The organism is uncultured Pseudoflavonifractor sp. (genome assembly GCA_904419835.1).
Taxonomy (GTDB): Bacteria; Bacillota; Clostridia; order Oscillospirales; family Oscillospiraceae; genus Pseudoflavonifractor.
In genome coordinates, this window is the sequence record CAJFTA010000013.1 from 15324 (window position 1) to 42181 (window position 26858).

Consider the following 26858-nt stretch of genomic DNA (forward strand, 5'->3'; position numbering starts at 1 on the left):
CGCAGAACAGGATGTGTTGCACAGTTGAAGCTGATGTCCTCTTTGCGTACCATCGATTATCGTCTCTATGCCTCCTTGCTGTTCATGGGGCTCTGTCCCGCGGTTTATACCGCCGTCCGCATTCATTTTTTGGGGCAGATGCCGGACCCCTGGTCCTATTCCATCGCGGGGCAGCTTGGCTGGGTCAACCTGATCTATGAGGTTGTCCAGGAGGCGGTGCTGCCTCCCCTGTTTTTCTTCATGGGGCAGGCGGTAAAGGACCGGGATGCATTTTCCAACCGGGTGAGAAGCGGGCTGCTTGTGACTGCCTGCACCTATACGGCGATATCGCTGGCGCTCTGCGTCACGGTGCGGCCGCTGCTGGGCTGGATGGCGGCAGAGCCCGGCATAACGGAGGCTTCCGTATCTTACATCCGCCTGGAGAGCATTGCCAGCATTTTCGGAATGCTGGGTTCTTTTACACTGGTTGCGCTGGTGACGCTGGGCCGCGAGAAGTACCTGTATCTTCTGACGGTGTTCCGGCTGATTCTGAGCCTCGCGCTGGATACCCTGTTGATTTCAGCCCTTCCGTTCTCCCTTCATCTGGGGGTCAATGGAATCGGGTATTCCAATCTCATTGTCAACGGCCTGCTGTTCGCGCTGTCGCTCCGGATGCTGGCCCGGGAGGGCGTCCGGGTGTGCTCCGGGACAAGGCTTTCCTTTGGCTGGATGCGGGAGTTCTTCAAAGTCGGGGGCATCTCCGGCCTGGAATCCTTTGTGCGGAATGCTGTCTATATGCTGATGATTGTCCGCATGGTGAATGTGGTCCGGGAGCAGGGCGTCTACTGGGTGGCGAACAACTTCATCTGGGGATGGCTGCTGCTGCCGGTGACCCAGCTTGCGGAGCTGATCAAGCGGGAGATCGCAGCCGATCCGGCGTCTCTCCGCACCCGCTCGCGGGGATATTTCGCCCTTACAGGCGTGATATGCGCCGTCTGGATCTGCTCCATTCCCTTTTGGAAGCCGTTTATGGCCCGCGTGCTGGGCTACCCGGACACAGACGCTCTGTTCCGGCTCGTCCTGCTTCTGCTGGGCTTTTACATGGTTTATGCCTTTCAGAATGTGTTTGACGCCACCTTCTACGCGCTGGGAAAAACCAATTACATGCTGTTTGAGTCCATTGCCAGCAATACGCTGTATTACGGCGGCGCGTTTGTCCTCTACTGTATCGGGCTGTGGACTCCTTCCCTGACAGGAATCGCGCTGCTGTTTGGCTTCGGGCTTTTGTTTGACGGGGCCGTGTCCCTGTTTGCCTACCTGCATCTGCTGAAAAAGGAGGCTCTCCGGCGGTGACGGCGCGGCGCAGGTCAGAGGGCGGCCCGCTTCACCGGCTGTCAGCGGCTCGGCGCTGTCCGCGCTTCCGCCTGCGGAAGTCCTCCTCAATGGCGTCCTTCCAGTGCCCGTCCAGGGGGGCGCTGCACCGGACGGCGGCCACCGCCTCGCCCACCACCTCGTAATTGAGCCGGGTGCCCGCGCCGTCGCAGTGGTAGTTCACCGCCCGGTCGGGGGCGATGCCCAGGCGGCCCGCCGTCTCCACCGCGTCGATGTTGGCCCCCAGAAAGAGGAATTCCCAGCCGTACTGCTCCTTCTGCCGCCGGATCATCTCCCTGACCTGCCGGGCGGAGCAGCGGCGGCTGGCGTTCTCCATGCCGTCGGTGGTGATGACGAAGAGGGTGTGCTCCGGCACGTCCTCGCTCCGGGCGTACTTGTGGATGTCCCCGATGCGGCGGATGGCCCCGCCGACGGCGTCCAGCAGGGCGGTGCGGCCCCGGACATAGTAGTCCTCATCGGTCATGGGCCTGACCCGGTCCAGCCTCACCCGGTCGTGGAGCACCTCGGTCCGATCGTCGAAGAGGACGGTGGAGACAAGGGCCTCGCCGGGCTCCTTCTTCTGCTTGTCCAGCATGGCGTTGAAGCCGCCGATGGTATCCCCCTCCAGCCCCTGCATGGAGCCGCTGCGGTCGAGAATGAATACCAGCTCGGTCAGATTCTTTTTCATCATAAAATCCCCCTATCCTGTGCTGTCTGTCTTACAGGCACAGTATAGGGGGATTTCATTTTTGTTTGGTCGCCTGGCGGGCGACAAACTCAGTTGGATTCTGCGAGCCTTGCCCTGAGCTCCCGCTCCACCTTTTCCAGGTCCGGGTCGCACAGCAGCGGCAGGACCTCCACCAGCGCCTCCGGCTCCAAATCCCACCAGCGGAATTGCAGCAGCAGGCCGGTCAGCCCTTCGTCAAAGCGCCGCTTGATGACCCTGGCCGGGTTGCCTCCAAACACCGTGTAGGGCGGGATATCCCCGGCCACCACCGAGCAGGCGGCCACGATGGCGCCGTCGCCGATTTTGACTCCCGCCCGATCCAGACGTCGTTTCCGACCACGATGTCGCCTTTTCGGGGGAGCTGGTCCAGATGGGGCGGGGTGTTCTCCTGCCATGCTCCGCCGAACACATGAAACGGGTAGGTCGTGACGCTGCTGATGCGGTGGTTGGCCGGCCCCATGATAAACTTTGTGCCGGAGGCGATGGCGCAGAATTTCCCGATGATGAGATGGTCGCCAAACTCCGGGTAATTGAACAGCACATTGTTTTTTCAAAGCCGGCGGGGTCCGCCGTGTCGTCGTAGTAGGTGTAGTCGCCAATGGAGATATTGGGCGCCTTCACCACATTCTTGATAAAGCAGGAGGTTTTATATTCGTTGGGAAAGACCTGGTTGGGGTCCGGTATCTGATGCATTGCTGCCGTCCTTTCTTTTTCCATAGCGCCATGCGCTATTTTATGTCATATCACACCCTTTCTCCGGCATCCTATGGTGGCAGCCGCCCGTTTTTTCCTGATTTCTTTCATCCTGGTCCCCTCCCTGCAGCGGCCGCGCGATACGCCCGTCAAAGGATTATTTTCTCAGAATCTGCTCCATGGCCCTGCCCTTGGCCAGCTCGTCCACCAGCTTGTCCAGATAGCGGATCTCCCGCATCAGGGGGTCCTCAATCTCCTCCACCCGGACGCCGCACACCTTGCCGGTGATCAGCGTCCGGTTCGGGTTCATGGCGGGGGCGCTGCGGAAAAAGTCGCCGTAGCTGATTTCGGACTGCTCCAGCCGGGCGATGTCCCCGGGCGTGTATCCGGTGAGCCAGGCGGTCACCCGGTCCACCTCTTCCCTGCTGCGGCCCTTTTTCTCCGCCTTGCTCACCAGCAGGGGGTAGAGCTTGGCAAAGGGCATCTGCGTTACGTCTGCACGGGGCATGTGTCAACCTCCCAGGAGGCTCTGGTCGAAGGCGAACAGAGCCTCGTTGATCTCAAAGATGTTGTAGTTCCCATGGGCGATGAAGTACTCCACGATGATGTCGAACCTGCTGGCGTGGGAGAAGGCGAAGCCCGCCTTCGCCAGCATCTCCCGGGCCTCCTCCAGCGGCAGCTCCAGGGCGACGGCAAAGGCCATGGCGGTGGGCTTGGAGGGCTTATAGTGGACGTCCGAGCGGATTTTGGAGAAGAGCTTGCGGTCGATGTTGGCCTTTTTGTAGCACTGGGCGTCGGTGATGCCGGCCTCGTCGATTTTCCGCAGCAGCATCTGGGAAAAGCTCTCGTCCAGCCGGCTCAGGGCCTCGTCCAGGCTCCCCGGAGGGGCGGCGCAGGGCGCGGGCGCCCCCGGAGCCGCCTCCGTGTGGGCGGAGGCGAAGGACAGGGCCCGGCGGCGCCGCTCCCCCCGGCTGTCGGTGCGCTCCGCTGCATAGCGGCCATCGATGTAGGCGGCGATGTCGGCAAAGCGCGTTCCGCCGATGGTGTAGGACGCCCGGTCGAAGATGACCAGATAGACGGTCATATCGTGGGAGAGCAGGAAGTCCCCAATGGTGTCCGCCGCCACCCTGAGGGCCTGGTCCTTGGGGTAGCCGTAGGCCCCGGCGGAGATGAGCGGGAAGGCCACCGTCTCGCACTGATTGGCAAGGGCCAGCTCCAGCGAGGCGCGGTAGGCGGAGGCCAAAAGCGCCCGCTCGCCGTGGCCGCCGCCCCGCCAGACGGGACCCACCGTGTGGATCACATAGCGGGCGGGCAGGCGGTAGCCCTCTGTCAGCTTGGCCTGTCCCGTCTTGCAGCCGCCCAGGGCGCGGCACGCCTCCAGCAGCTCCGGCCCGGCGGCGCGGTGGATGGCCCCGTCCACGCCTCCGCCGCCCAGCAGGCTCTCCTTGGCGGCGTTGACGATGGCGTCCACCCTCATGGTGGTGATGTCGTTTTGCACAATGTACAGGGGCATGGGCCGCCTCCTTTATATCTCAAAGAAAGCATGGCAGAGGGACGCGCAGCGCGCCCCTCTGCCATGCGGCATTATGCCTATTCCTGCGCCGGACGGACGCTTTCTCTCCGTGGAGGAACGCTTTCCAGAGCCGCTCTCCTTCCGCTCAGAATACTCCGTTTGTATCGTCCCCGCCAAAGCCGGATTCCTCAGGGGGAATGTCAGTGGCCACGGGAGGCACATCCGCATCCTCCAGATTGCCCTCCGCCTTCAGCTCGGCGATGCGGCTCTTGTTCTCCTCAATGGTCACCTTGGAGGCGGTAATCTTCTCGCACAGGGCCACATAAGCCGCCTCGGGCGCCATGCCGCGCTCGGCATAGTAGAGCTTTCCGATCTCAACGTATGCTTTCTTAATCGCGTCCTCCTCCGCGGAGTTGGCCAGATTCAGCTTGGCAATCTCAGCCAGCTGCCGGGATTTTGCCACGCCAGCCCGGCCCAGATCCATCGCTTTATCCTTCAGTTCATCAAAAAATGCCACAGGAAACAACCTCCTTATGTATTCCCAGCTTCTTCATCCGATTCAGCGGGACACTTCTTTGGAACCTGACCCTATTTTAACCTCTTTTTTCCGCCGGTGCAAGAGCCCGCAATATGATTTAAGTCTTTTTTAATGAAGCCATATTTTTTGCAACTATTTTATCGATTTTTACCGGATATATTTATCACTTTTAAATCAATATATCACTTTTATTCACTTGTCACAACACGCGCTGTTCGCAGGCCGGCAGACCCAAGCCGCCCCTGGGTGGATACGGCTCTGCTGCTCCGCCATGTCGGCTTCCGTTTCCCACACCACGGGGCCGGCCCGCGCATATCCTGAGGGTGGAGGTTATGCTTATGTATCATCAAAGAGGCTTCTACGGCACAGGCGGATCCATTCCCGCCGAGGCGCTGTATCCCGATTGTTCCTGTTCCTCCTGCGCTCCTCCCTGCCAGACCGTGCGGATCTGCCCCATCCCCGGCCCTACGGGCCCCGCCGGGCCCACCGGGCCTACCGGGCCTACCGGGCCTTCCGGACCCACCGGGCCCACCGGACCCACCGGACCTTCCGGGCCCACCGGGCCCACCGGGCCCACCGGCCCCACCGGGCCCACCGGACCCACCGGGCCTACCGGGCCTACCGGACCTTCCGGGCCCACCGGGCCCACCGGACCCACCGGGCCCACCGGGCCTACCGGGCCTACCGGACCTTCCGGACCCACCGGGCCCGCCGGAACGCTGACGCCCGGTGCGGCTGTGGCAAATGTGCCCAGCAACGCCAGTCTGACGGGCCTTATCCAGTCCTACAATAACCTGCTGGCCTCCCTGCGGTCGGCCGGCGTCATTTCGTGCCTGTAACGCAGAGGCTCCCCTGGGTGTTTCCGCCCCGGGGAGCCTTCTGACTGCCGTATTCAGCGCTTCTGCCGCTTTGCCTCTTCCATCGCGGCGCGGACAGGCTTGGACTTCTCCTGCCGGTTGTTCCGGGCCAGGATGTCGGAGATCTGCCCCTCCGCCTGCTCCACCTCCGCTTTGAAAATGCGGGCGGAGACCCGGAGGGCGCCGTGGCCCAGGATGATAAGCTGCTCGGCGCTGTCCGAGGTGGCCACACGCACGTGGTGGTGCCTGCCCAGCTCATAGGTGGCCCGCTCGATGTAGGCGTCGGCGGTCTCCGCCTCCTTGGTGTAGACCACGTAAATATTGTGGTACTTGCTCACGTCCCCGGTGTTGCGGGGGACCTTGTAGGCGTCAAAGACCAGAATCACCACGCACTTGCGGAACCCCTGGTAATTGCTCAGAATGTCCATCAGCAGCTGGCGGGCGGCGTCCAGGCTGGTGCGGGCCACCGCCTTCAGCTCGTCCCAGGCGAAGATGATGTTGTATCCGTCCACCAGCAGGTACTCCGGCCCGCCGTCCCGCAGCGCCACCTCCCGGTGGTCGGGCAGCTCGGCGTGCTTCCTGCGGGCAGGCGCCTGGGGGAGAAAGTCCCGCCGTTTAATGGGGCCGTAGGTCCGCTCAAAAATGGCCTGGAGCTCCCTGTCCTGGGCCACGCCGTCGGAATAGGAGGTGCTGGGACGGTAGACCGGCGCTTCCTCCTCCGGCTCCTCCTCGTCCCCGAGGCGCAGGCCGCTGTCCACGTGCATGTGCGCCCGCACCTCGTTCCACTTGACCACCACGCCCGCGCCGTGGGAGCAGAACACCGAGTCCGCCGGGTTCTCCGTGTCCCGCTCGCACTCATAGCCCATGGCGGCCACCACCTCGTCCTGGTTGTGGCAGGGCTCATAGCCCTTCAGGGTGCAGAAGAGCCGCCCGCGGCCCCTGGTGTAGGACATGACCTCGGCGGCGTAGTCCCGCAGGCCGGCCACCGGCGCGGAGCCGGTGAGCACCGTCTCCTCCCCGTAAGTCTCCGGGGTGTCCGTCTCTCCGCCCATCCGCTGCAAATCGGTCATGGCCCGGCCCACGCACTCGGGGGGCACCTCCAGCCGGAAGCTGTACCAGGGCTCCAGCAGGATGCTCTCCGCCTGCATCAGCCCCTGCCGCACGGCCCGGTAGGTGGCCTGCCGGAAGTCGCCGCCCTCGGTGTGCTTCACGTGGGCCCGGCCCGCCACCAGGGTGATGCGCATATCGGTGATGGGCGAGCCGGTGAGCACGCCCAGATGCTGCTTTTCCTCCAGGTGGGTGAGAATGAGCCGCTGCCAGTTCCGGTCCAGTATGTCCTCCCCGCAGGCGGAGGCGAAGCGGAGGCCGCTGCCCCGCTCCCCAGGCTCCAGCAGGAGGTGGACCTCGGCGTAGTGCCGCAGGGGCTCGAAGTGGCCCACGCCCTCCACCGGAGCGGCGATGGTCTCCCGGTAGACGATGCTGCCTGCGTCAAAGGTCACGTCCAGGCCGAACCGCTCCCCGATGAGCCGCCGGAGCACCTCCAGCTGGACCTCGCCCATGAGCTGGATGTGGATTTCCCGCAGCTGCTCGTTCCAGACGATGTGGAGCTGGGGATCCTCCTCGGCCAGCTCCCACAGCTTGAGGAGGGCGGCGTGGGGGTCGCAGCCCTCGGGCAGGACTACCCGGTAGGTAAGCACCGGCTCCAGCACCGGCGTCTCCCCCTCGGCCTCCCAGCCCAGGCCCTCGCCGGGCACGGTATGGCTCAGGCCGGTGACGGCGCACACCGTCCCCGCCGGGGCCTCGTCCACAGTGGTGTACCTGGCGCCGGAGTAGATGCGGATCTGGTCCGCCTTCTCCTCCCACACCTTCTCCTCCGCCAGGGCGGCCCGGCGGTTGGTGAGCAGGGCCTTCACCTTCAGGCTGCCCCCCGTCACCTTCAGATAGGTCAGCCGGTTTCCCTGTGGGTCCCGGGCGATTTTATACACCCGGGCGCCGAACTCAGGGGGGTACTCCGGGCTGCCGCCGTATTTGCGCAGTCCGGAGAGCAGCTCCTCCACCCCCTCCAGCCGGAGGGCGGAGCCGAAGTAGCAGGGGAACAGCTTCCGCGCCCGGACAAGGGCGGCAATGTCCTCCTCCGCCACCGCTCCGGTCTCCAGGTAGCGTTCCAGCACGTCCTCGCCGCACACGGCCACGTTCTCCAGCCAGCTGTCCCTGTCCTGCCCGGGCCCGAAGTCCACGCAGCCCTCGTCCAGCCGGGCCTTCAGCCCGGCGAGCAGTGCGGCCCGGTCCGCCCCCGCCAGGTCCATCTTGTTGACAAAGAGGAACACCGGGACGCCGTACCGCTCCAGCAGCCGCCAGAGGGTCATGGTATGGCCCTGGACGCCGTCTGTACCGCTGATGACCAGGACAGCACAGTCCAGTACCTGGAGAGTGCGCTCCATCTCAGCGGAGAAATCCACGTGCCCCGGGGTATCCAGCAGGGTGACGGTCATGTCCTCCAGAGGCAGCACCGCCTGCTTGGAGAAGATGGTGATGCCCCGCTCCCGCTCCAGAGCGTAGGTGTCCAGGAAGGCGTCCCCGTGGTCCACCCGCCCCAGGCGCTTCAGGTAGCCGCAGGTGTAGAGCAGCCCCTCGGACAGGGTGGTCTTGCCCGCGTCCACGTGGGCAAACAGGCCTGTGCAGAGTCTTTTCTTTTCTTTTGCCTGTCTGTCCATAAAAAACCGCCTCTCACGAAGACTCTGTCTCCGTTGTTTTTTAATATGGCCGGGCGGTCTCCGCCCGGCACGCATCATTATAGCACAGGAACCGCCCCCAGTCGAGACACCTCCCCTTCTTTGGAATACAGAAGAGCGCCCGGAGCTGAAATTTCCCAGCTCCGGGCGCTCGCTTTACGTCGGTGTATATGGAAGATTGGGTTTAATCAGTCCAGCTCTCAGGCAGCCTTCTTCTCCTTTTTCCAGCGGCGCACAATGGCCACCACGCCCCAGATGATGAGGGCCGCGGCCACAACATTCTCCACGATGAGGATGATGTAGTAATTGGCGAAGGGCAGCGCCTCCACAGCCACGCCGTGGACAATGCCGTTCATGGCGTTGGAGTTGACGGTGGTGTAGAGAATGTGCTTGATGGCCTGGCGGGCGAAGTACTGCGTGGCGGGATTGGTCGGGTCCATGGGCGCGTCCACCTCAAAGCCGGTCAGCTTCAGATCGCCGCCGGCCCGGATGCACTGCTCGGTGTCCATGACGCCGCCGCCGTCGTAGTCGGTAATGACCGTGCCGTCAAAGCCCCACTCGTTGCGCAGCACACTGGTGAGCAGGTGATAGTCGCCGCCCGCCCAGGTGCAGCCTATCCGGTTAAAGGAGGACATGACGCCCATGACGGCCGGAATCTCCGCCTCCGTCCGGGTAAAGGAATCGGTGGCCTCATCGTACTGCTGAACCATAATGGTGGTCATGGGCCGATCCTCAATGCAGGTCTGGAAGGGCTTGAGATAGATCTCCCGGATGGCCTGCTCGTTGGAGAAGGTGGCCACATGGCTGCGGTGGTCCTCCTGGTCGTTGAGGGCGAAGTGCTTGATGTAGGCGTACACGCCCTTCTCCGCGCAGGCCGTGGCCGCCTGGAGGGCCAGCTCGCCGGACATGAAGCCGTCCTCGGAGTAGTACTCGAAGTTGCGTCCGGCAAAGGGGGTGCGGTGGATGTTCATGGCGGGGGCATACCAGCCGGAGATGATGCCGATGTAGGCGTGGCTGCCCCAGTTGCCGTCGGCGGCCAGCGCGTCCTCACCCACATAGTAGCCGTGGAGGTAGGAGTTCTCCCTGTCCCAGCTGGCGGCCAGGTTGGTGGCGCAGGGATAGGTGATGGAGTAGGGCTCATGGGTGACGCCGCCCTCGTTCAGGCCGGAGGGGCCGTCGAAGTCAATGGCTCTGGGCTTGCCCATGTTGACGGACATCAGGGTCTGGTAGCCGCCGTTGCGGATGATGGTCTCCAGCTCGGCAGCCTCCATCTGGTCGATAAGGGCGTCCCAGCCGCCCTCGGCCTCCACCTCGTCAAAGTCTCTGCCCCGGAAATCGATAAGCTCCAGATCCCCGTCCTGGCCGTACACGCCGGCCATGGAGGCAGCCTCCTCCTCGGTCATGGGGTTGAGAGAGGCGCCTGCTCCCTTGGCCTTGATGGCGTCCCGGATGGTGTCGGACACCTCCACCTCCCAGGTATAGCCGTTCTTCTCGCTGAAGGGGCTCTTCCGCTGGCTGTCCTGATTGCCGTGGGTGGCGGGGAAGGTACCCACCCAGTCCTGACGGGTCAGGTACTGGTCTCTGGGGGTCAGCTCGTCATAGCTGGCGTGGTCAAACTGGTTGGTGATGGTCACGCCGGTGGAGGAGACGGAGTAGGTTTTGTTGTCCACGCCGTTGTTGTCCATGTAGGTATAGGTCCACTTGCCCACAAAGTCCGGGTCGGGCTGGCCGAAGAGGCCGTCGTTCTCGCGGCCGGCATAGGCCAGAAAGTTATTGTTGGCCGCGTGGGCGTTGGGGGCGGCGGTGAGCAGGTAGTCCCCCGCCTCCAGGATGTAGGTCTTGGCCATCACGTCATCGTAGGAGATGAAGTCTTTCTGATTCACGGTGATGGTCAGGGTCTCGGATGCGCCGGGCTCCAGGTCTCCGGTTTTCTCAAAGCCCACCAGGGAGACAGATGACTTTTCAATGTGATTGGTCCTGTCGTACTCGGTGTAGGGGGCATTGAGATAGACCTGTACCACGTCCCGGCCAGTCACATCGCCGGTGTTGGTGACGGTGACCTGGATCTGGATGTCGCCGTTGTCATCCATGCCGCTCATGGTAAAGTCGGACCACGCAAAGGTGGTGTAGGACAGGCCGTAACCGAAGGGGTACTGCACCACCTGGCTGTAGTCGTAGTCCCCGGCGTTGCCCTGGTCCAGCATCTTGTCAAAATAGCGGGTCTCGTAGTACTTATAGCCCACGTAGATACCCTCGTCATAGAACACGCCGGCCTCCACGTCCTGGCCGTTGTTCACCAGCATCATGTCGCCCATGTTCTGCATGGCGGGGGAGGAGAAGGCGTCGTAGGCGAAGGTGTCCACCAGGTGGCCGGAGGGATTGACGCTGCCGCTGAGTACGTCGGCGATGGAACGGCAGGTGTCGCCGCCGGCGCCGGGGGCCCACAGGACGGCGGTGATGTTCTCATAGTCCTTGACCCAGCCCAGCTCAAAGGCGTTGTTGGTGTTGACCACCAGGATGACGTTGTCGAAGTTGTCGTTCAGGTACTGAATAACGCCAAGCTCTACGGAATCGGGTTCCAGATAGTGCTTGTCCTTATCCTCCTCAATGTCAGTCCAGTCGCCCATATACCGGCCCAGGTCCCGGCCCTCGCCGCCAGTGCGGGCAATGAAGAAGACGGGGATGGTGCCCTCCGCCTCCTGCTTGGCCGCATCGGGGATGGCGGAGATGGGGGCCTCGTTGATAGACCAGTCCTCAGCGCCGCCGTACATGATGGCGCCGCCGCCACGGGTATAGGTACTGTGGTTGTCGCTGTAGAACTTCCACAGGGACTCGTTGACTGAGAAACCCTGCTCGGTGAGGGCGGTGCGCATGTCGCTGGAAATGGTGCTCACGCCCGAGCCGGTGCCGCCGGCCAGCAGGTCCACGGAAGAGGCGGAAAACAGGCTCAGCTTGGATCCCGCCGCCACGGGCAGGCCCTTGCCGTTTTCCGTGTTGTTGTAGAGGAGCACGAAGCCCTCGGCGCCGGCCTTGCGGGTATAGGCCTGCTCGGCGGCCTGGAGCTCGTCGGAGTCGGTGATGTCCCGGGTATAGTACTCCGCATCCACCCCCTCAGGGGCTCCGCTGGTCTGAATCTTGGTCTCACCGAAGATGTCCCGAAGCACCAGATCAAACGAGGATGTGGTCACCACAGTGAGCACCACAGAGAATACCAGCAGCACGGCCAGCAGCGGCGTAAGAACGGCAGTAAACTTCTTGGCGCTCAGCTTTTTTCTCTTTTTCTTTTCCATGAAATTCCCTCCAGATTAACAACTCACTCTGCGCCCAGCTCCGCGCCCTGGGCAGAGGTCTTGACCCACTGGTAGTCCGCCTGGCTGCTCTCAGCAGTGTACTCGCCCATCCAGCCCTCGGCGTCCTCAGTCCCGCACCAGAAGTTCATCAGGATGCGGCCGGGGGTGGAAGGCATGGGGCCGTTGTCCTCGGTGTTCACGCTGTAAACAGCCTCGCCGTCCACAAACCAGGTGATGGAATTCTCCTCCCAGCGGAAGCCGTACTCGTGGAACTCCTCGGAGGCGTCAAAGCCCAGCTCATACCAGTACTCGTGGCCGCCCTGGCCGTCCACATAGTAGTTGAACTGCACGCCGGTGGTGTCCTTGCCCAGAAATTCGATGTCGATCTCGTCCCAGGGGTTGGGTTCGCCGTCGACAACGTCATAAGGGCCGGTGCAGGTGAAGAAGGTGCTGGCAGTGCCTGCATCCTTGGAGGGCTTCATGCTGACGGAGTAGTCGCCGTAGCCATAGTAGAGGCCGGTGCGCATCTCGCTGCCATAGTAATCCTGCTCCACCTCATCCCCGGCGGGAGTGATACCCAGATGCAGCTGACCGTCGGAATAAGTGACGTTGCTGCCGGTCCACCACACATTGAATACGCTGCCGTTGGACCAGCCGTCAGAGGGGAACATGGCCTCCACAGCGCCGTTGGAGAAGTCGGCCAGCACTTCGCCGCCCAGCGGCTCTGCGGCAGGAGCTTCGGGAGCCGCGGAGGGCGAGGCAGCAGGCGTAGTCACAGCGGGAGACGCGCCATCCGACGGAGTGCCGCCGGCAGAAGGGTTTTCGCTGCAGGCAGCAAGAGACAGGGTCAGCGCTACAGACAGGACCAGTGCAGAGACGTTCTTTTTCATGGATTCTCTCTCCTTCTCAAATTTGTGGCCGCGGGGCGCGTGTCCGAGCACGAATCCCGGTAATTTCCACGCCCCCGGCTTGCTGACCACAATATAGCAAAAGGAACACCCGTTGATAATGGGTGTTCCTTTAACTATCATATTTTTTCGTATTCTGTATCTTCCGCTCTAAAAATCGCCGGTACTGAAGAGAATATTGAGATGGAAAACACCGTCGGCGGTATAGGTATTCAGCTCCCCCTTGTATTTATGGACAATCATGCGGATGCTGCGCATTCCAAAGCCATGGTAGTTCTTATCCGCCTTGGTGGTCATGGGCAGCCCATCTTCAAATGTAATTGTGCCGTCAAAATAATTTTCTTCCTGAATGATGAGCATGCCGCCTCTGGCCTTTACCGACAGGTTGATCACCCGCCGCTCCTTCTGTTCCAGGCGTTTCACCGCCTCCAGAGCATTGTCCAGCACATTCCCAAAGAGGCAGTAGAGGTCGCTGTCCTCCAGAAAGGAAAGCTTCTCCCCGTCCGCCATGCAGGAGAGGCTAATACCGTTCTGCTCGCAGTAGAGGCTCTTTTCCGTCAGCAGCACATCCAGCAGCCGGTTACCCGTCTCAATCTTTGCGTCATAAATGGCGACGCTCTTCTGAATGTCCTCCATCGCCCCAGGCGACAGCTGCCCCCCCTGGGCGGCCAGCGAGGAGATCCGGTACCGGATGTCGTGGCACTTGACGTTGATGAGTTCGATGGTATCCCGGGAGATCTCATACTGCCGCTGACTCTGGCGGACGGCGTGCTGGAGATAGGCCACCTCCTGCTTGAGCTCCCGCTGCTCAACCGTGCGGGAGGCCAGCAGCAGCACAATCATGCAGCACATAACCGAAATCAGGTTGCCCGACTGCCGGAGGACAAAGTACTCCACCATATCAAACTGGTTTTCCCGTCCGACGCTCAGCCGGGCAAAATAGATGTCCTCCACCGAGCACAAAATGGCGGTGATGACCAGGATAAGCAGGGAGAGAGCCAGCAGCTGCTGATCCAGCTGCCAGCTGTCCACCGGCCAGACCACCCGCCGGATAAAGAATGCATACACCGCCGCCACAGCCACTCCAAAGATGAGGTAGTAGGTCAGGCGATAGTACAGGTCAAACTGCGCGCCCCATCTGTCGCTCACATTCACCAGCCAGCCGCACCACACCAGAAGATAGAGTTTGTAGCACAGGTTCTGGGCCGCGTACGCCACGCTGCAGCAAAACAGAATGGTGGGAAAGTATTCGGCAAAGCACAGCTTCATGTGGGCAATGGTTACGGCGAACAAAAAGAGGTACACCGCGCTCCGCCCCAGCACCGTATTCCCGCAGAGCTGGTAAATCCAAGCAGTGCCCAGGGCTACGAGCAGCACCCCGCACAGGCCGCCGAGGGCTTTCAGCCGGAAGTGGGGCGCCCGGTTCAGCTTCCAGGTGGTGAGCACATAGAACACATAGAGTTCAACGAGAAACTCCAGAATGATATTCCTGTAAATCAGGAGGAGCTCGCCCATTTTCACTGTCCTCCCACGGAGCCGGCATACCAGTTGGACAGCTCCGCCAGAAAAGCCGCCCGCCTGGGCCGACTGATCTGGAGCTCGGAATCCCCCACCTGCACGGTGCACCCCTTGACCCGTACCACAAATTTCGGGTTGACCAGATAGCACTTGTTGCAGCGCAGGAATCCAAAGCCCCGCAGGTCCTGCTCCACGCCGGAGAGCACGCCCGTCATCTCAATCACATCGTCGATAAGATGGTAGCACAGGCGGTGGTTGGAGATCTCCACATACATCAGCTTGTCGGTGGAGATGCGGCACAGGCCGCCCGGGGCGTTCACCGTAAAGCTCCGGTCCTCGTTCATAATATAGATATCCAGCGCTTTTTTGAATTTCAGGTAAAAATCATAGTAGCTCACCGGCTTGACCAGAAAGCTGACCGCGTCCACCTCATAGCCCTTCAGGGCGTATTGAACCAGATTGGTGATAAAAATAATGGACACGTTCTTGTCCCGCCTGCGCAGCTCCACCGCCGCCTCCATGCCGTCTTTTTTGGGCATCTGGATGTCCATGAACACCACGGCAAAGACACATTTATAGTCCTTGAGGAACTCCTCGCCATTACAAAACCGGGTGACATGGAACGTTTGTCCATTCTCGGCGGCATATTTTTCAATGTATCCGTGCAATCGCTGGGCGGCAACATCCTGATCTTCCACAATGGCAATATTTCTCACTTCTTCTCCTCCCCTTACATCAGCAGCAAACACATATATCAAGCGGCAAACGCTCTGTTTGAAAAAGGGGGTCTTTGCGTTCTCTTTCAGACGGACTTATCCTCCCCGTCCAGCACCTCCCGGATGAGGAACCGGGGACGGCCCTTGGTCTCCAGGTAGATTTTGCCGATATACTCGCCGATGACCCCCAGCGACAGCAGAATCAGGCCGCCGATGGCCCAGACGGAGCAGATCAGGCTGGCCCAGCCCAGAATTGTCTCCCCCATGGCCCAGCGGACGATGCTGTAAATCAGCATGATGATGGACACCAGGAACACCAGGAAGCCCAGGCCGGTGATGTACCGGATGGGCTTGGTGGACAGGCTGGTGATGCCCTCCATGGCAAAGGAGAGCATCTTTTTCAGGGGGTACTTGCTCTCGCCGGCAAAGCGCTCCCCCCGCTCGTACTCCACGGTGGCGGAGGTGTAGCCAATCATGGGCACAATGCCCCGGAGAAACAGGTTGACCTCCTTAAACTGCTCCAAACCCTCCAGGGCCCGGCGGGAGAGGAGGCGGTAGTCGGCGTGGTTGAACACGGTCTCCGCCCCCAGGAAGTTCATCACCCGGTAGAAGCCCTCGGCGGTGAAGCGCTTGAAAAAGGTGTCCTTCTTCCGGGAGGAGCGGACGCCGTATACAATGTCGCAGCCGGCATGGAACTTATCCACCATGGCGTCCACGGCGCCGATGTCGTCCTGGAGGTCGGCGTCCATGGAGATAGCCATGCCGCAGCGGTCCTTGGCGGTCATGAGCCCGGCCAGCAGGGCGTTCTGGTGGCCCCGGTTGCGGGACAGGTCCACCCCGGAGAACACCGGGTCGGAGCGGTGGAGGGCGGAGATAATCTCCCACGTCCTGTCCCTGGACCCGTCGTTGACGAAGAGGATGCGGCTGTCCGGGCCAATCTTCCCCGCCCCCTTCAGCTCCTCCACCTTGGCCTTGAGCCGTCTGGCGGTCTCGGGGAGCACTTCTTCCTCGTTATAGCATGGGACCACGATATAGAGGGTATCATTCATCTTCTTTGTCCTCACCAAACATCGAAATTTCCAGTGCGTCGCAGATTTTCATGAGGAGTGCAAGGCTGGGCGTGCGCGCGCCGGATTCAATCTGGTTGATGGCGGGCTGAGAAACCCCCACCAGCCTGGCCAGTGCGCTCTGGCTTAGCCCCTTCTTTTCCCGTTTTTCCCGGATAATTTTTCGATAGTCCTGCAAAATCCTCACCTCATTGGTATTATATAGCTGAAAGCTATATCCGTAAACTATAACATATAGCAATAGTTTTTCTTGACTTATCTATTGCTATATATTATAACCATGGCGAGGTGATTGTTATGACCCCCACCGTGGAACTGATGCAGAATACGGCCCGGGCGCTGTGCCGCCGGGCGCTCTCCGGCGACCCGGCGTACCGGGCCATGGAGGCGGAGGCGGACGCCCTCCGGGCCCAATTCCGAAAAGAGCACCCGGACGCGCTGTGCGGCCGGGTGCTGCAAATTCTGGACGCCTGCCTGGCCCTCTCCGACATGGAGGGGGACCAGCTCTTTCTGACGGGGCTCCAGATGGGCCTGGAGCTGGGCGGGCTGGACTGCCTGCCCGGGGACTGCCCCCCTATTCCTCCAGCCTGCGGCGGAGATAGGCCATGGCCTTCTTCTCCACCCGGGAGATCTGGACCTGGCTGACCCCCATGATTCTGGCCGTCTTGTCCTGGGTCAGGCCCCGGAAGTACCGCAGGACAATCACCTGCCGCTCCCGGTCGGGCAGGCTGCTCACCGCCGCGCGGAGGGCCTCCCGCTCCACGATGCCCTCCTCCATGCCCTCGGTGCCCAGCACGCTCTCCAGGGTGAAGCCGTCCCCCGTCTCCATCTGGAGGGAGGCCACCGGGGCGTTGGCCTCCTCGGCGGCGGCGATCTCCTCCGGCTCCAGGCCGGTCTCCTCCGCCAGCTCGCTGAGGGTGGGCTCCCGGCCCAGGACGGCCTGAAGCCGGTCCCGGGCGGCACGGATGCTCCCCGCCCGCTCCTTCAGCCCCCGGCTCACCTTCACCGCGCCGTCGTCCCGGAGAAAGCGGCGGATCTCCCCGGCAATTTTGGGCACGGCGTAGGTGGAGAACTGGCATCCGAAGGCCGGGTCAAAGCCCCGCACCGCCTTGAGAAAGCCCATGCACCCCAGCTGGTACAGGTCCTCCGGGTCCGCGCCCCGGCCGTAGTACCGGCGGACGATGCTCCAGATGAGGCCGCTGTTCTCCTCTATCATCCTGGCGCAGGCGTCGTTGTCCCCCTGGCGGGCCGCCTCCAGCAGGGACAGGGTGTCCGCCGCCATCAGCGCCCGCCGCCGCTGTACCGGCGGGAAATCCGGCGCCGCATGGTGACGGTGGTGCCCTTCCCCGGGGTGGAGCGCACCCGCAGGGCGTCCATAAAGCTCTCCATGATGGTGAAGCCCATGCCGGAGCGCTCCTCGCTGCCGGTGGTGTACAGGGGCTGGCGGGCTTTTTCCACGTCCTCAATGCCCACGCCCCAGTCCTTCACCACAATTTCCAGCACCCCGTCCTCAAACAGACGCAGCCGCAGTGCCACCTTGCCCAGCCGGTCCGGGTAGGCGTGGACAATGGCGTTGGTCACCGCCTCGCTGACGGCGGTCTTGATGTCGTTGACCTCGTCCAGGGTGGGGTCCAGCTGGGCGGCAAAGCAGGCCGCCGCGGTGCGGGCAAAGCCCTCGTTGGCCGAGCGGCTGAGAAAGGAAATGGCCGCCTCGTTGATTGGTTTCATATGTAAAGTCTCCTTCCGTATTGGGTTCCCCGCCGCCGGAGCGCCTGCCGCGCCCCGGCGGTCCGCGTGCCGGGATATCCCGGCACGCTTCTCAAAAATGCAGGCATTTTTTCGAGTGGATGCAGCCCGCTGCTCCGCACTCGCTTCGCTCGCACGTTTGCGGGCTGAGAAGTGTTTTTTCCGCGGCGCATGTCCCCGGAAAAAACGGATTTGGACTCTCTTTTGCCGACTGCGGGCGGCAAAACTCTGCCGAGGGCCTTTGCGCATGCAGGAACGTCTCCCCTTCTTGCGCAGTAATTTGCTTTTTGACAGCCTGCGCCGCCGGAGCGCCTGCCGCGCCCCGGCGGTCCTTCCCCTATTCAAAGCGGATGATCCGCTCCAGCCCTGCCGCCCGCAGCACCTTGAGGGCCTGGGGCGGCACGTTGGCCACCGTCAGGGCGCCCCCCAGCTCCGCCATCCGGCGGTAGGCCCGCAGCAGCACCGCGATGCCCGAGCTGTCCATAAAGGTCACGCCGCTCAGGTCCAGGGTGAGCCGCCGGGGCAGCCCCGCGTCCACCTGGCGGTCCAGCTCCTGCATGATGGCCCGGGCGCCGTGGTGATCCACCTCGCCCGACACGGCCAGCCGCAGATTCCGGTCCTCACCGGTACAGGTCACTGACATAGCTTGTCCCTCCTGTGCGTTGAAAATACCCGTCCGCCCCGCGGACAGAAAAAAATCGCCATATACCATTTTCTGGTATATGGCGATTATAATGCATATGCCCCGCGCTTTCGGTCGAATCCCCTATTCCGTCCACGAGAATTCCGTAAACACCCACCGCTCCCCCACCTTTTCGTAGGGGAAGGCGGCGGATACCGCCTCCGCCGGGCGGGAGCCGTCGGACCAGGTCAGGGTGCCCTCCAGGCGGCAGATGAGCTTCACGCCGCTCTCCCGCTCCACCTGGACGGACACGCCGGTCAGGGCGGGGGCGGTGCTGGCGTTCTGGGCGCAGCAGAGCGCGCCGTCAAGGTCCCGGTAGATCCCCAGGCTCAGCAGCTCCTCCGCGATCTCGTCGGAGAAGATGCCCTTCAGGTACATCCGCAGGTCCAGCACCGTGGAGAACCGGCTGTCCTCCACCGGGTACCACGTGCCGCCGTCCTCCGCCGTCCTGGCGTCGGCGGCCGTTTTCAGCGGCGCGCCGTTGAACCAGCCCCAGGCCTCCAGCGCCCGGGTGAGCTGAATCCTGGCCTCTGTCTCTGGCTGCCGGACGTATATGCCGAAGGCGTCGTCCCGCTGCATGCGGTACACGTTCCCCTCCCGCATGATGACAAACCAGCTTCCGCTCTCCTGGGCCACGGTCCCACCGGTGTAGCTGGGGTGGAGGACCCACATATCCGTCCCGATGCCGGGAATCTCGGCGGCCCAGGCGTCAAACCAGCTCTTCAGCCGGTTATGGTCCTCCCAGTCGCCGGTGTAGGCCGCCAGGTGCTCCGCGCACAGGTCCAGCAGCCCGTCCCGGTCCAGCAGGGACTGGGTGGCCACCATCCAGTCGCCCTCCGGGTCGGCGGCGCGGAGCATCACGTTCACCAGCTCGGCCGCCGCGTCCTCGGGGGCCATGGTCCCGGTATCGTCTTCATAGAAATAGACGTCCGGCTGGGAGAGGGGCGAGCCGTCCGCCCCCTCCCCCTGGTCGTCCACCGCCGTCCCGGGGACATAGCCGGCAAACCAGTATCTGCGGTCCATGGCATACCACTGCCCGTTGGACAGGCTGTCCGGGTACCGCTCCCACAGCGTCTCGGCCAGCGCCCGGCAGTCCGGCGCGCTGGTCTCGGCGGGGGGCTGGCTCTCCGTGGGCGCGGGGGCGGCGGTTTCCACTGGGGAATCGCTCTCCTCCGGCGGCTCCCCGGTGGGCGCGGGAGAGACCGTCTGCTCCGGCGTCGCGGCAGCCTCCGTGGACGCGGGCGGCTCAGGCTGTCCCGTCTCTCCCGCCGGCTGCGTCCGGCATCCGGCCAGCAGCAGAAGCAGCAATATGGTAAGCAAAGCGGCCCGCTTTCTCACGCCGACCCCTCCCAACAGCTGTTGATTCTCTGATTGCATTGTGTCCAGATTTTCATATTTTCACAGGTGCGCAGGGCGCAAAACCGTATCCCATGCTATATGGTATGTTATCATACCTTTTTTCTCTGCTTCTATCAACGATAATTTGTAAACTTTTTTGAAACCACAGGGCGGCAAAACCGCTTCTGCCCCATGGAGGTCCCTCATGCTCTCTTTTTCGCCCGTTTGGAACAAAAAACCGTATTTTGAAAAAATGCCGCCGGAGACGTCAGCGCGTCTCCGGCGGCAGCAGTTCCTATGGGGTTGGCGTTACATGTTGGCGTGCTCTTCCTCCAGCTTGGCCACCAGCTCGCGGAGCTTGACGGCCCGCTCCCGCTCGGCCTCCACCACGTTGGCGGGGGCCTTGTTGACAAAGCCGGGGTTCTGGAGCTTGGCCTCCAGCTTGTCCAGCTCGGCCCGGTTCTTCTTGAGCTCCTTCTCCATGCGGGCCTTCTCCTTCTCCATGTCCACCAGCTCGGCCAGAGGGATGGAGATACGGGCGGCGTGGGTGATGACGGTGACCATGCCCTTGGTGTCCTGGTCAGCGTCGGTGACGCCGGTGATGGTCACGTCGCTGGCGTAGCCCAGCCGCTTGAGGAAGGGGATGCCCAGCTCGAACACGTCCCGGTGCAGGGTGGCCACGGTGACGTGGGCCTTCTTGGAGGGGGGTACGTTCATCTCGGAGCGGCGGGTGCGGATGGCGCCGATGGCGTCCATGATCATCTCCATGGCCCGCTCCTCGTCGGGGAAGTCCAGGGTCACGCTGTGCTCCGGCCACTTCTGGAGCATCAGGTAGTCCCCCGATTTATGAGGTTGCTTCGCTTGTTCTCCATCGAAGTGTCCACCGGACACTTCGACGTGGGGCAGGGCCTGCCAGATCTCCTCGGTGATGAAGGGCATGAAGGGGTGGAGCAGCTTGAGGATCTGGGTCAGCACATAGCAGAGCACCTTCTGGGCGTTGACCTTGGCCTCCTCGTCATCGCCCTGGAGGCGGGCCTTGGTCAGCTCGATATACCAGTCGCAGTAGGAGTCCCAGATGAAGTCGTAGATCTTCTGGGCCGCCACGCCCAGCTCGTACTTGTCCATGTTCTCCGTCATGTCGGGGATCAGGGCGTTGAGCTTGGAGAGAATCCAGCGGTCCTCCAGCTCCAGCTTCTCGGGCAGCTCGCACTTGTCGATGGTCAGGTTCATCATCAGGAAGCGGCTGGCGTTCCAGATTTTATTGGCAAAGTTGCGCATGGCCTCGCACCGCTCGGTGTAGAAGCGCATGTCGTTTCCGGGGGAGTTGCCGGTGACCAGGTTGAAACGCAGGGCGTCGGCGCCGTACTTCTCGGCGATCTCCAGGGGGTCGATGCCGTTGCCCAGGCTCTTGGACATCTTGCGGCCCTTGTCGTCCCGGACCAGGCCGTGGATGAACACGGTGTGGAAGGGGGGCTTGCCGGTGTGCTCGCAGGCGGAGAAGATCATGCGGGCCACCCAGAAGAAGATGATGTCGTAACCGGTAACCAGCACGTCGGTGGGATAGAAGTACTTATAGTCCTCGGTCTCCTCAGGCCAGCCCAGGGTGGAGAAGGGCCACAGGGCGGAGGAGAACCAGGTGTCCAGCACGTCGTCCTCCTGCTTGATGTGCTTGGAGTGGCAGTGCTCGCACTCGGTGGGGTCGGTCTCGCTGACGGTGATGTGGCCGCACTCGGCGCAGGTCCAGGCGGGGATGCGGTGGCCCCACCAGAGCTGGCGGGAGATGCACCAGTCGTGGACGTTCTCCATCCAGTTGGTGTAGGTCTTGGAGAAGCGGTCGGGGACGAATTTGACCTCCCCGTCGTTGACCACCCGCAGGGCCTCCTGGGCCAGGGGGGCCATCTTCACGAACCACTGGGCGGAGATGATGGGCTCCACGTCGGTGCCGCAGCGGTAGCAGGTGCCCACGTTGTGGGCGTGGGGCTCCACCTTCTCCAGCAGGCCCAGAGCCTCCAGGTCGGCCACAACGGCCTTGCGGGCCTCGTAGCGGTCCATACCCTCGTACCTGCCGCCGTTGGCGTTGACCCTGCCCTCGTCGTCCAGCACGCGGATGGACTCCAGGTTGTGCCGCAGGCCCACCTCAAAGTCGTTGGGGTCGTGGGCGGGGGTCATCTTCACGCAGCCGGTGCCGAACTCCATGTCCACGTACTCGTCGGCCACGATGGGGATCTCACGGTCCATGAGGGGCAGGATGCAGGTCTTGCCGATGAGGTCCTTGTAGCGCTCGTCGTTGGGGTTGACGGCCACACCGGTGTCGCCCATCATGGTCTCGGGCCGGGTGGTGGCCACGACGACATAGCGGCCCTCCTCGCCCTTGATGGGATACTTCAGGTGCCACAGATTGCCCGGCTTGTCCTTGTACTCCACCTCGGCGTCGCTCAGGGCGGTGACGCAGTGGGGGCACCAGTTGATGATGCGGCTGCCCTTGTAGATGAGACCCTTCTTATAGAGGGAGACGAACACGTGGCGCACGGCGTTGGACAGGCCCTCGTCCATGGTGAACCGGGCACGGCTCCAGTCGCAGGAGGCGCCCAGCTTCTTCTGCTGCTGGACGATGCGGTCGCCGTACTTGTGCTTCCAGTCCCACACCCGCTCCAGGAACTTGTCCCGGCCCAGGTCGTAGCGGGTCAGGCCCTCGTTCTTGCGCAGCTCCTCCTCCACCTTGATCTGGGTGGCGATGCCGGCGTGGTCGGTGCCGGGGACCCACAGGGCGGCGTAGCCCTCCATCCGCTTGAAGCGGATGAGGATGTCCTGGAGGGTGGAGTCCATGGCGTGGCCCATGTGGAGCTGGCCGGTGACGTTGGGGGGCGGCATGACAATGGTGAAGGGCTTCTTGTCGGGGTCACGGTGGCCCTCAAAGCAGCCGTTCTTCTCCCACATCTCATAGACGCGGCCTTCCACCTCCTGGGGTTCGTAAACCTTGGGAAGTTCTTTCTTCATTCTTTCTGACACTCCTTTTCGGGGCAAACAACTTTTTTGCGCAACAAAAAAGTCCGCCCCAAGCGTTTTGCTCAGGACGAACCGATGCAGTCCGTGGTACCACCTGAATTTTCTCCCGTGGGAGAACACTCATTGTCTCGGTAACGGGAGAACCCGCCGCCCCCTACTTGCTTCAGGAGCGGAGCTCCGGGACCACCTTCCGCATTCCCAACGGAGAGCCTTGCACCGACCGGCTCCTCTCTGCACCCTGGAAAATGCGTACTCCTTCCCTTCGCGGCTTTTTACTATGAACGCTCTCTAGTATATTCATTTTTCAAAACATTGTCAAGGAGAACAGATGGTTTTCCCTGCTTTTTCGCCGCCGGAAATACCCGGAACTTCTCCGGCGTTCCTGCGTCTAAAAGGTACACAATGCCACAGGAACGGAGGCTGACAGGATGAAAAAATCTGCTCTGTTGGGTCTGGCGCTGACGCTGGCCCTGCTGCCGGCCGGCTGCGGACAGGACGCCGCTGGGCCGTCCGCCGAAATTCCCCCCTTCTCCTACTCCGAGGTGCAGGATACCTATGGGGAAAACGTTCCCGGCGTTCTCCGGGACGGCTTTCAAAACACATCTCCCCTTGCAATCGACAGCGCAGAGGAGGCCGCTCAGCGGGCCTTGGCGGAGTGTACCATTCCCTACGACTCCGTCACCTGCCGCTACGACAGCGAGGCCGACATGTGGGACGTCTGCTTCTTTACATCGGGGGTCGTCGGTGGCTGCCAGGACGTGTATCTCAACGGCAGCGGCGTCACCTGCCTGATTGTGTACGGCGAATAATTCCCGACCAGCTTCCCCAAAAAGTTCCATTCAGCTGTTGCGTTTTTCCGTCTGGTCCTGTATAATATCTCCCGATATTTTGAGCCCCACCCAGGGGCTGTATGCGGAGGCATTTTTTCATGACCATTGATTACAGAACCAGAGGCGTCTGCTCCACCCGGATGGTAATCGACGTGGAGAACGACACGATTCAGTCCGTGAAGATTTTCAACGGCTGCGACGGCAACCTCCAGGGCATCTCCCGTCTGGTGGAGGGCATGAAGGTCACCGACGCCATCTCCAAGCTGGAGGGCATCCGCTGCGGCGGCAAGTCCACCTCCTGCCCCGACCAGCTGGCCCAGGCCCTCAAGCAGGCCGTCAACGCCTGAATCCAACATTCAAAGCGGTCCCAACGGCCTTTGCGCCGGTGGGGCCGCTTTCTGTGAGGAGAGATTGTCTATGGCTTCATCCATTGTTTCCTTTGTCAAGCGGGAGGCCGTGGGCTGCATCGCCCTGCTGTGCGCCCTGGTCTCCATGATTTTTGTCCCGCCCTCGGCGGCCTACCTGGGGTATATCGACTTTCGGGTGCTCTCGCTGCTGTTCTGCCTGATGGCGGTGGTGGCCGGGCTCCAGGACTGCGGCCTCTTCGCTGTGCTGGCCCAGAAGCTGCTCGCCGGCAAGAAGCGGATGCGCTTCATCTCCCTGGTGCTGGTGCTCCTCCCATTTTTCGTCTCCATGCTCATCACCAACGACGTGGCCCTCATCACCTTTGTCCCCTTCACGCTGCTGGTGCTGGGGCTGGTGGGGCGGCTGGAGCGGGCACTGTACCTGGTGGTGCTCCAGACCCTGGCGGCCAATCTGGGCAGCATGGCCACTCCAGTGGGCAACCCCCAGAACCTGTACCTCTACTCCGCCTTCGGCATTCCCGCCGGGGAATTCTTCGCCGTCATGGCTCCCCTGACCCTGGTGAGCCTGGCGGGCCTGTCCGTGGCCGCCCTGTGCGTCAAGCCGGAGGGCATTGAGGTCCGCTTCCCCGAGAAGCAGACCATCCGGCGTCCCCGGCAGCTGTGGCTGATGGCCGTCCTCTTCCTGCTGTGCCTGCTGTCCGTGTTCCACGTGCTCCACTACGCCGCGCTGCTGGCCATCGTGGCGGTGTGCCTGCTTCTCTTCGCCCGGCATCTCTTCCCCCGTGTGGACTACGGACTGCTCTTCACCTTTATCTGCTTCTTCATTTTTGCGGGCAACATCGGCAATATCCCGGCGGTGAAGGACTTTCTCTCCGCCGTCATGGCAGAGAACACCTTTATTACCTCCCTGTGCGCCAGCCAGATCATCAGCAATGTACCCGCGGCGGTGCTCCTCTCCGGCTTCACCGAGGACTGGAAGGGCCTGCTTCTGGGCACCGACGTGGGCGGCCTGGGCACCCTCATCGCCTCCCTGGCCAGCCTCATCTCCTTCCGGCTGTACCTCAAGTCCCCCGGCGCCAAGTCCCTGCGCTATCTGGGTGTGTTCACCCTGGCCAACCTGGTGGGACTGGCAATCCTGATTGCTGTATCCTTGATCTTCCTGCTGTAACAAAAAAGAGGCTCGCACCTATGTGCGAGCCTCTTTTTCATGTACTTGTTCAAGAGAGCAGGATGCGGTCGTTGTCCAGGCCCTTGCCCACGTTCTCCCGAAAGCGGCGGAGCAGGTCGTCCACGGTCATCCCCCTGCGCTCCTCCCCCTTCACGTCCAGCACAATGCGGCCGCCGTCCATCATCAGGGTGCGGTTGCCCATGCTCAGGGCGTCGTGCATGTTGTGGGTGACCATCATAGTGGTGATGTGGTGCTCCTCCACCACCTGGCGGGTGATGTCCAGCACCTTCTCCGCTGTGGCCGGGTCCAGGGCCGCGGTGTGTTCATCCAGCATCAGCAGCCAGGGCGGCACCATGGTGGACATGAGGAGGGTCAGTGCCTGCCGCTGGCCGCCCGAGAGCAGACCCACCGGCTGCTTCATCCGGTCCTCCAGCCCCATGCCCAGCAGGGCCAGCTGGTCCCGGAACCGCGCGCGGTCCGCCCGGGTCGTGTGGGAGAACCAGCCCCCGCTCCCCGCGGCCAGCGCCAGATTTTCCTCAATGGTCATGCCGGGGGCGCTGCCCCGCATGGGGTCCTGGAACAGGCGGCCGATGTGCTTGGCCCGCTTGTACTCAGGCATAAAGGTGATGTCCCGGCCGTCCACGATGATGGAGCCCTCATCCACGAAAAAGCTGCCCGAGACGGCGTTGAACAGAGTGGATTTCCCCGCCCCGTTGGAGCCGATGATGGTGACAAAGTCGCCGGCATCCAGGTGGAGGGAGAGGTCGGTCAGGGCCTTCTTCTCATTGACCGTGCCGGGGTTGAAGGTCTTGGAGATATGGGACAAGGTCAGCATTTCTCCCCGCCTCCCTTCACGCTGCCGGATCGGTAGGTCAGCCGGCGGCGGATCATGGGCCAGCGGCTCTTCAGGTAGGGCCCGGAGATGGCCAGCACCACGATGACGGAGGACACCAGCTTGAGCATGAAGGCCGGCATGTCAAAGCGCAGGGCCACGGTGTACACCAGGCGGAAGATGAAGGCGCCCAGCACCACCCCCACCGCCCGGGTGAGGATGCCTCCGCGGCCCAGGATGGTGCCGCCGATGAGCAGGGAGGCCAGGGCGATGGTCACCATGCCGGTGCCGATGTTTACGTCCACCGAGCGCTGAGACTGGGCCAGCAGGCAGCCGGACAGGCCGGTGAAGGCGTTGGCCACGCACAGGCCCACCATGGTGGTGAACGCCGGGTTGATGGAGGAGGAGCGCACCATGTCCGGGTTGTTGCCCGTGGCCCGGATGGCCAGGCCCAGCCGCGTGTTGAGGAATACCGTGAGGAATGCCGTCACCAGGACCACGGCGATGGCCGCCACCACCAGCCTGTACTGGTCCTCCAGGAAGGTGCCCTTCAGCAGGTCCCGCATGAGGGTGAACACCGTGGTGGTCTGATTCATGTTCAGCAGGGACGAGCCGCCCATCACGGCGATGTTGATGGAGTAGAGCCCGGTGTTGACGATAATGCCCGAGAGCAGGCTGTCCACGCCCATCTTGGTCTGGAGCAGGGCGGTGAGGAAGCCGGAGCACACCCCCGCCGCCATGGCGGCCGCAATGGACAGGAAGGGGTGGCCCGAGATGGCCACCACCGCGCCCACCGCGGCCCCCAGGGTAAAGCAGCCGTCGGTGGACAGGTCGCATACATTCAGCATGCTGTAGCTCAAAAACAGCGCCAGGACAGTCAGCGAACAGATAAGCCCCAGTTCAAGTGCAGTCTGGATCAGCGCCAGATCCACAGCGATTCCTCCTTCTTCTCACGGCGGGAGAAACCGGAGCGCAAGCTCCG

24 protein-coding genes, 1 pseudogene and 1 other annotated feature are annotated in these 26858 nt (G+C 62.5%); of the genes and pseudogenes, 6 read left to right on the forward strand and 19 right to left on the reverse strand.

Going from position 1 to position 26858, the window contains the following annotated elements; all coding sequences use genetic code 11:
• The first annotated feature begins 33 nt into the window (after positions 1-33).
• Positions 34-1332, forward strand: a complete 1299-nt coding sequence (locus QZY67_RS03945; RefSeq protein ID WP_295368702.1) for an MATE family Na+-driven efflux transporter — start codon at positions 34-36, stop codon at positions 1330-1332.
• 31 nt (positions 1333-1363) lie between these two features.
• Here QZY67_RS03945 and QZY67_RS03950 read toward each other — a convergent pair whose 3' ends face one another.
• The 5 genes and pseudogenes from QZY67_RS03950 to QZY67_RS03970 all read right to left on the reverse strand — a co-directional run bounded on the left by QZY67_RS03950 (position 1364) and on the right by QZY67_RS03970 (position 4800).
• Positions 1364-2038 (reverse strand): vWA domain-containing protein, encoded by a 675-nt coding sequence (locus tag QZY67_RS03950; protein ID WP_295368703.1) that lies wholly within the window; start codon positions 2036-2038, stop codon positions 1364-1366.
• An 89-nt stretch (positions 2039-2127) separates the two neighbouring features.
• A pseudogene (locus QZY67_RS03955) lies at positions 2128-2770 on the reverse strand (CatB-related O-acetyltransferase).
• Positions 2771-2927: 157 nt separating this feature from the next.
• Entirely contained in the window at positions 2928-3278 is a 351-nt protein-coding gene (locus QZY67_RS03960) for a DUF2200 domain-containing protein (RefSeq protein WP_294535640.1), read from the reverse strand.
• Positions 3279-3281: 3 nt separating this feature from the next.
• Positions 3282-4283 (reverse strand): O-acetyl-ADP-ribose deacetylase, encoded by a 1002-nt coding sequence (locus tag QZY67_RS03965; protein WP_295368667.1) that lies wholly within the window; start codon positions 4281-4283, stop codon positions 3282-3284.
• Between the two features lie 145 nt (positions 4284-4428).
• On the reverse strand, positions 4429-4800 hold the full coding sequence (locus QZY67_RS03970) for a serine proteinase (RefSeq protein ID WP_294535634.1): 372 nt from the start codon (positions 4798-4800) through the stop codon (positions 4429-4431).
• Between the two features lie 424 nt (positions 4801-5224).
• Here QZY67_RS03970 and QZY67_RS03975 point away from each other — a divergent pair, with 424 nt between their 5' ends.
• The gene (locus QZY67_RS03975) at positions 5225-5614 is read left to right on the forward strand and encodes a hypothetical protein (RefSeq protein ID WP_295368668.1); all 390 of its coding nucleotides are present in this window, start codon (positions 5225-5227) and stop codon (positions 5612-5614) included.
• 99 nt (positions 5615-5713) lie between these two features.
• Here QZY67_RS03975 and QZY67_RS03980 read toward each other — a convergent pair whose 3' ends face one another.
• The 7 genes from QZY67_RS03980 to QZY67_RS04010 form a co-directional block, all read right to left on the reverse strand.
• Positions 5714-8392 carry a TetM/TetW/TetO/TetS family tetracycline resistance ribosomal protection protein gene (locus QZY67_RS03980; RefSeq protein WP_295368669.1) on the reverse strand — a complete coding sequence of 893 codons (2679 nt, stop codon included), beginning with the start codon at positions 8390-8392 and terminating at the stop codon, positions 5714-5716.
• A gap of 218 nt (positions 8393-8610) precedes the next feature.
• Positions 8611-11700 (reverse strand): glycoside hydrolase family 3 N-terminal domain-containing protein, encoded by a 3090-nt coding sequence (locus QZY67_RS03985; RefSeq protein ID WP_295368670.1) that lies wholly within the window; start codon positions 11698-11700, stop codon positions 8611-8613.
• Positions 11701-11723: 23 nt separating this feature from the next.
• Entirely contained in the window at positions 11724-12590 is an 867-nt protein-coding gene (locus tag QZY67_RS03990; RefSeq protein WP_295368671.1) for a glycoside hydrolase family 16 protein, read from the reverse strand.
• Positions 12591-12758: 168 nt separating this feature from the next.
• Positions 12759-14123 (reverse strand): ATP-binding protein, encoded by a 1365-nt coding sequence (locus tag QZY67_RS03995; RefSeq protein ID WP_295368672.1) that lies wholly within the window; start codon positions 14121-14123, stop codon positions 12759-12761.
• Positions 14124-14125: 2 nt separating this feature from the next.
• Positions 14126-14842, reverse strand: a complete 717-nt coding sequence (locus QZY67_RS04000; protein WP_295368673.1) for a LytTR family DNA-binding domain-containing protein — start codon at positions 14840-14842, stop codon at positions 14126-14128.
• Positions 14843-14928: 86 nt separating this feature from the next.
• Positions 14929-15891: a glycosyltransferase family 2 protein gene (locus QZY67_RS04005; RefSeq protein WP_295368674.1), complete on the reverse strand. Its 963-nt coding sequence runs from the start codon at positions 15889-15891 to the stop codon at positions 14929-14931.
• Positions 15884-16087, reverse strand: a complete 204-nt coding sequence (locus tag QZY67_RS04010; RefSeq protein WP_294532775.1) for a helix-turn-helix transcriptional regulator — start codon at positions 16085-16087, stop codon at positions 15884-15886. The genes QZY67_RS04005 and QZY67_RS04010 overlap by 8 nt, the downstream gene beginning before the upstream one ends.
• A gap of 119 nt (positions 16088-16206) precedes the next feature.
• Between QZY67_RS04010 and QZY67_RS04015 the strand changes: the two genes are divergently transcribed.
• On the forward strand, positions 16207-16554 hold the full coding sequence (locus QZY67_RS04015; protein ID WP_295368675.1) for a hypothetical protein: 348 nt from the start codon (positions 16207-16209) through the stop codon (positions 16552-16554).
• On the opposite strand, the gene QZY67_RS04020 is transcribed toward QZY67_RS04015, so the two are convergent.
• From QZY67_RS04020 to QZY67_RS04040, 5 genes are all read right to left on the reverse strand, one after another.
• Complete coding sequence (locus QZY67_RS04020; protein WP_294532781.1) at positions 16484-17191, reverse strand: sigma-70 family RNA polymerase sigma factor; 708 nt, start codon at positions 17189-17191, stop codon at positions 16484-16486. The genes QZY67_RS04015 and QZY67_RS04020 overlap by 71 nt on opposite strands.
• The gene (gene spoIIAB, locus QZY67_RS04025) at positions 17191-17637 is read right to left on the reverse strand and encodes an anti-sigma F factor (RefSeq protein WP_294532782.1); all 447 of its coding nucleotides are present in this window, start codon (positions 17635-17637) and stop codon (positions 17191-17193) included. Before spoIIAB ends, QZY67_RS04020 begins: the two co-directional genes overlap by 1 nt.
• A 355-nt stretch (positions 17638-17992) precedes the next feature.
• Positions 17993-18298, reverse strand: a complete 306-nt coding sequence (locus QZY67_RS04030; protein ID WP_294532784.1) for an STAS domain-containing protein — start codon at positions 18296-18298, stop codon at positions 17993-17995.
• 123 nt (positions 18299-18421) lie between these two features.
• Complete coding sequence (locus tag QZY67_RS04035) at positions 18422-19675, reverse strand: hypothetical protein (protein ID WP_295368676.1); 1254 nt, start codon at positions 19673-19675, stop codon at positions 18422-18424.
• A gap of 309 nt (positions 19676-19984) precedes the next feature.
• Complete coding sequence (locus QZY67_RS04040; RefSeq protein WP_295368677.1) at positions 19985-22672, reverse strand: valine--tRNA ligase; 2688 nt, start codon at positions 22670-22672, stop codon at positions 19985-19987.
• Between the two features lie 69 nt (positions 22673-22741).
• Positions 22742-22956, reverse strand: a binding site (T-box leader).
• A 153-nt stretch (positions 22957-23109) separates the two neighbouring features.
• On the opposite strand from QZY67_RS04040, the gene QZY67_RS04045 reads away from it, so the two are divergent.
• The 3 genes from QZY67_RS04045 (at position 23110) to QZY67_RS04055 (ending at position 25044) form a co-directional block, all read left to right on the forward strand.
• Positions 23110-23490, forward strand: coding sequence for a hypothetical protein (locus QZY67_RS04045; protein ID WP_295368678.1), 381 nt, complete (start codon positions 23110-23112; stop codon positions 23488-23490).
• Between the two features lie 119 nt (positions 23491-23609).
• A complete protein-coding gene (locus QZY67_RS04050; protein ID WP_295368679.1) occupies positions 23610-23858 on the forward strand; it encodes a TIGR03905 family TSCPD domain-containing protein in 249 nt (82 codons plus the stop codon).
• Positions 23859-23928: 70 nt separating this feature from the next.
• Positions 23929-25044, forward strand: coding sequence for an SLC13 family permease (locus tag QZY67_RS04055; protein WP_295368680.1), 1116 nt, complete (start codon positions 23929-23931; stop codon positions 25042-25044).
• A 49-nt stretch (positions 25045-25093) separates the two neighbouring features.
• On the opposite strand, the gene QZY67_RS04060 is transcribed toward QZY67_RS04055, so the two are convergent.
• On the reverse strand, positions 25094-25879 hold the full coding sequence (locus tag QZY67_RS04060; protein ID WP_294532799.1) for an ATP-binding cassette domain-containing protein: 786 nt from the start codon (positions 25877-25879) through the stop codon (positions 25094-25096).
• The gene (locus tag QZY67_RS04065) at positions 25873-26808 is read right to left on the reverse strand and encodes an ABC transporter permease (protein WP_294532801.1); all 936 of its coding nucleotides are present in this window, start codon (positions 26806-26808) and stop codon (positions 25873-25875) included. The genes QZY67_RS04060 and QZY67_RS04065 overlap by 7 nt, the downstream gene beginning before the upstream one ends.
• Between the last annotated feature and the right edge of the window lie 50 nt (positions 26809-26858).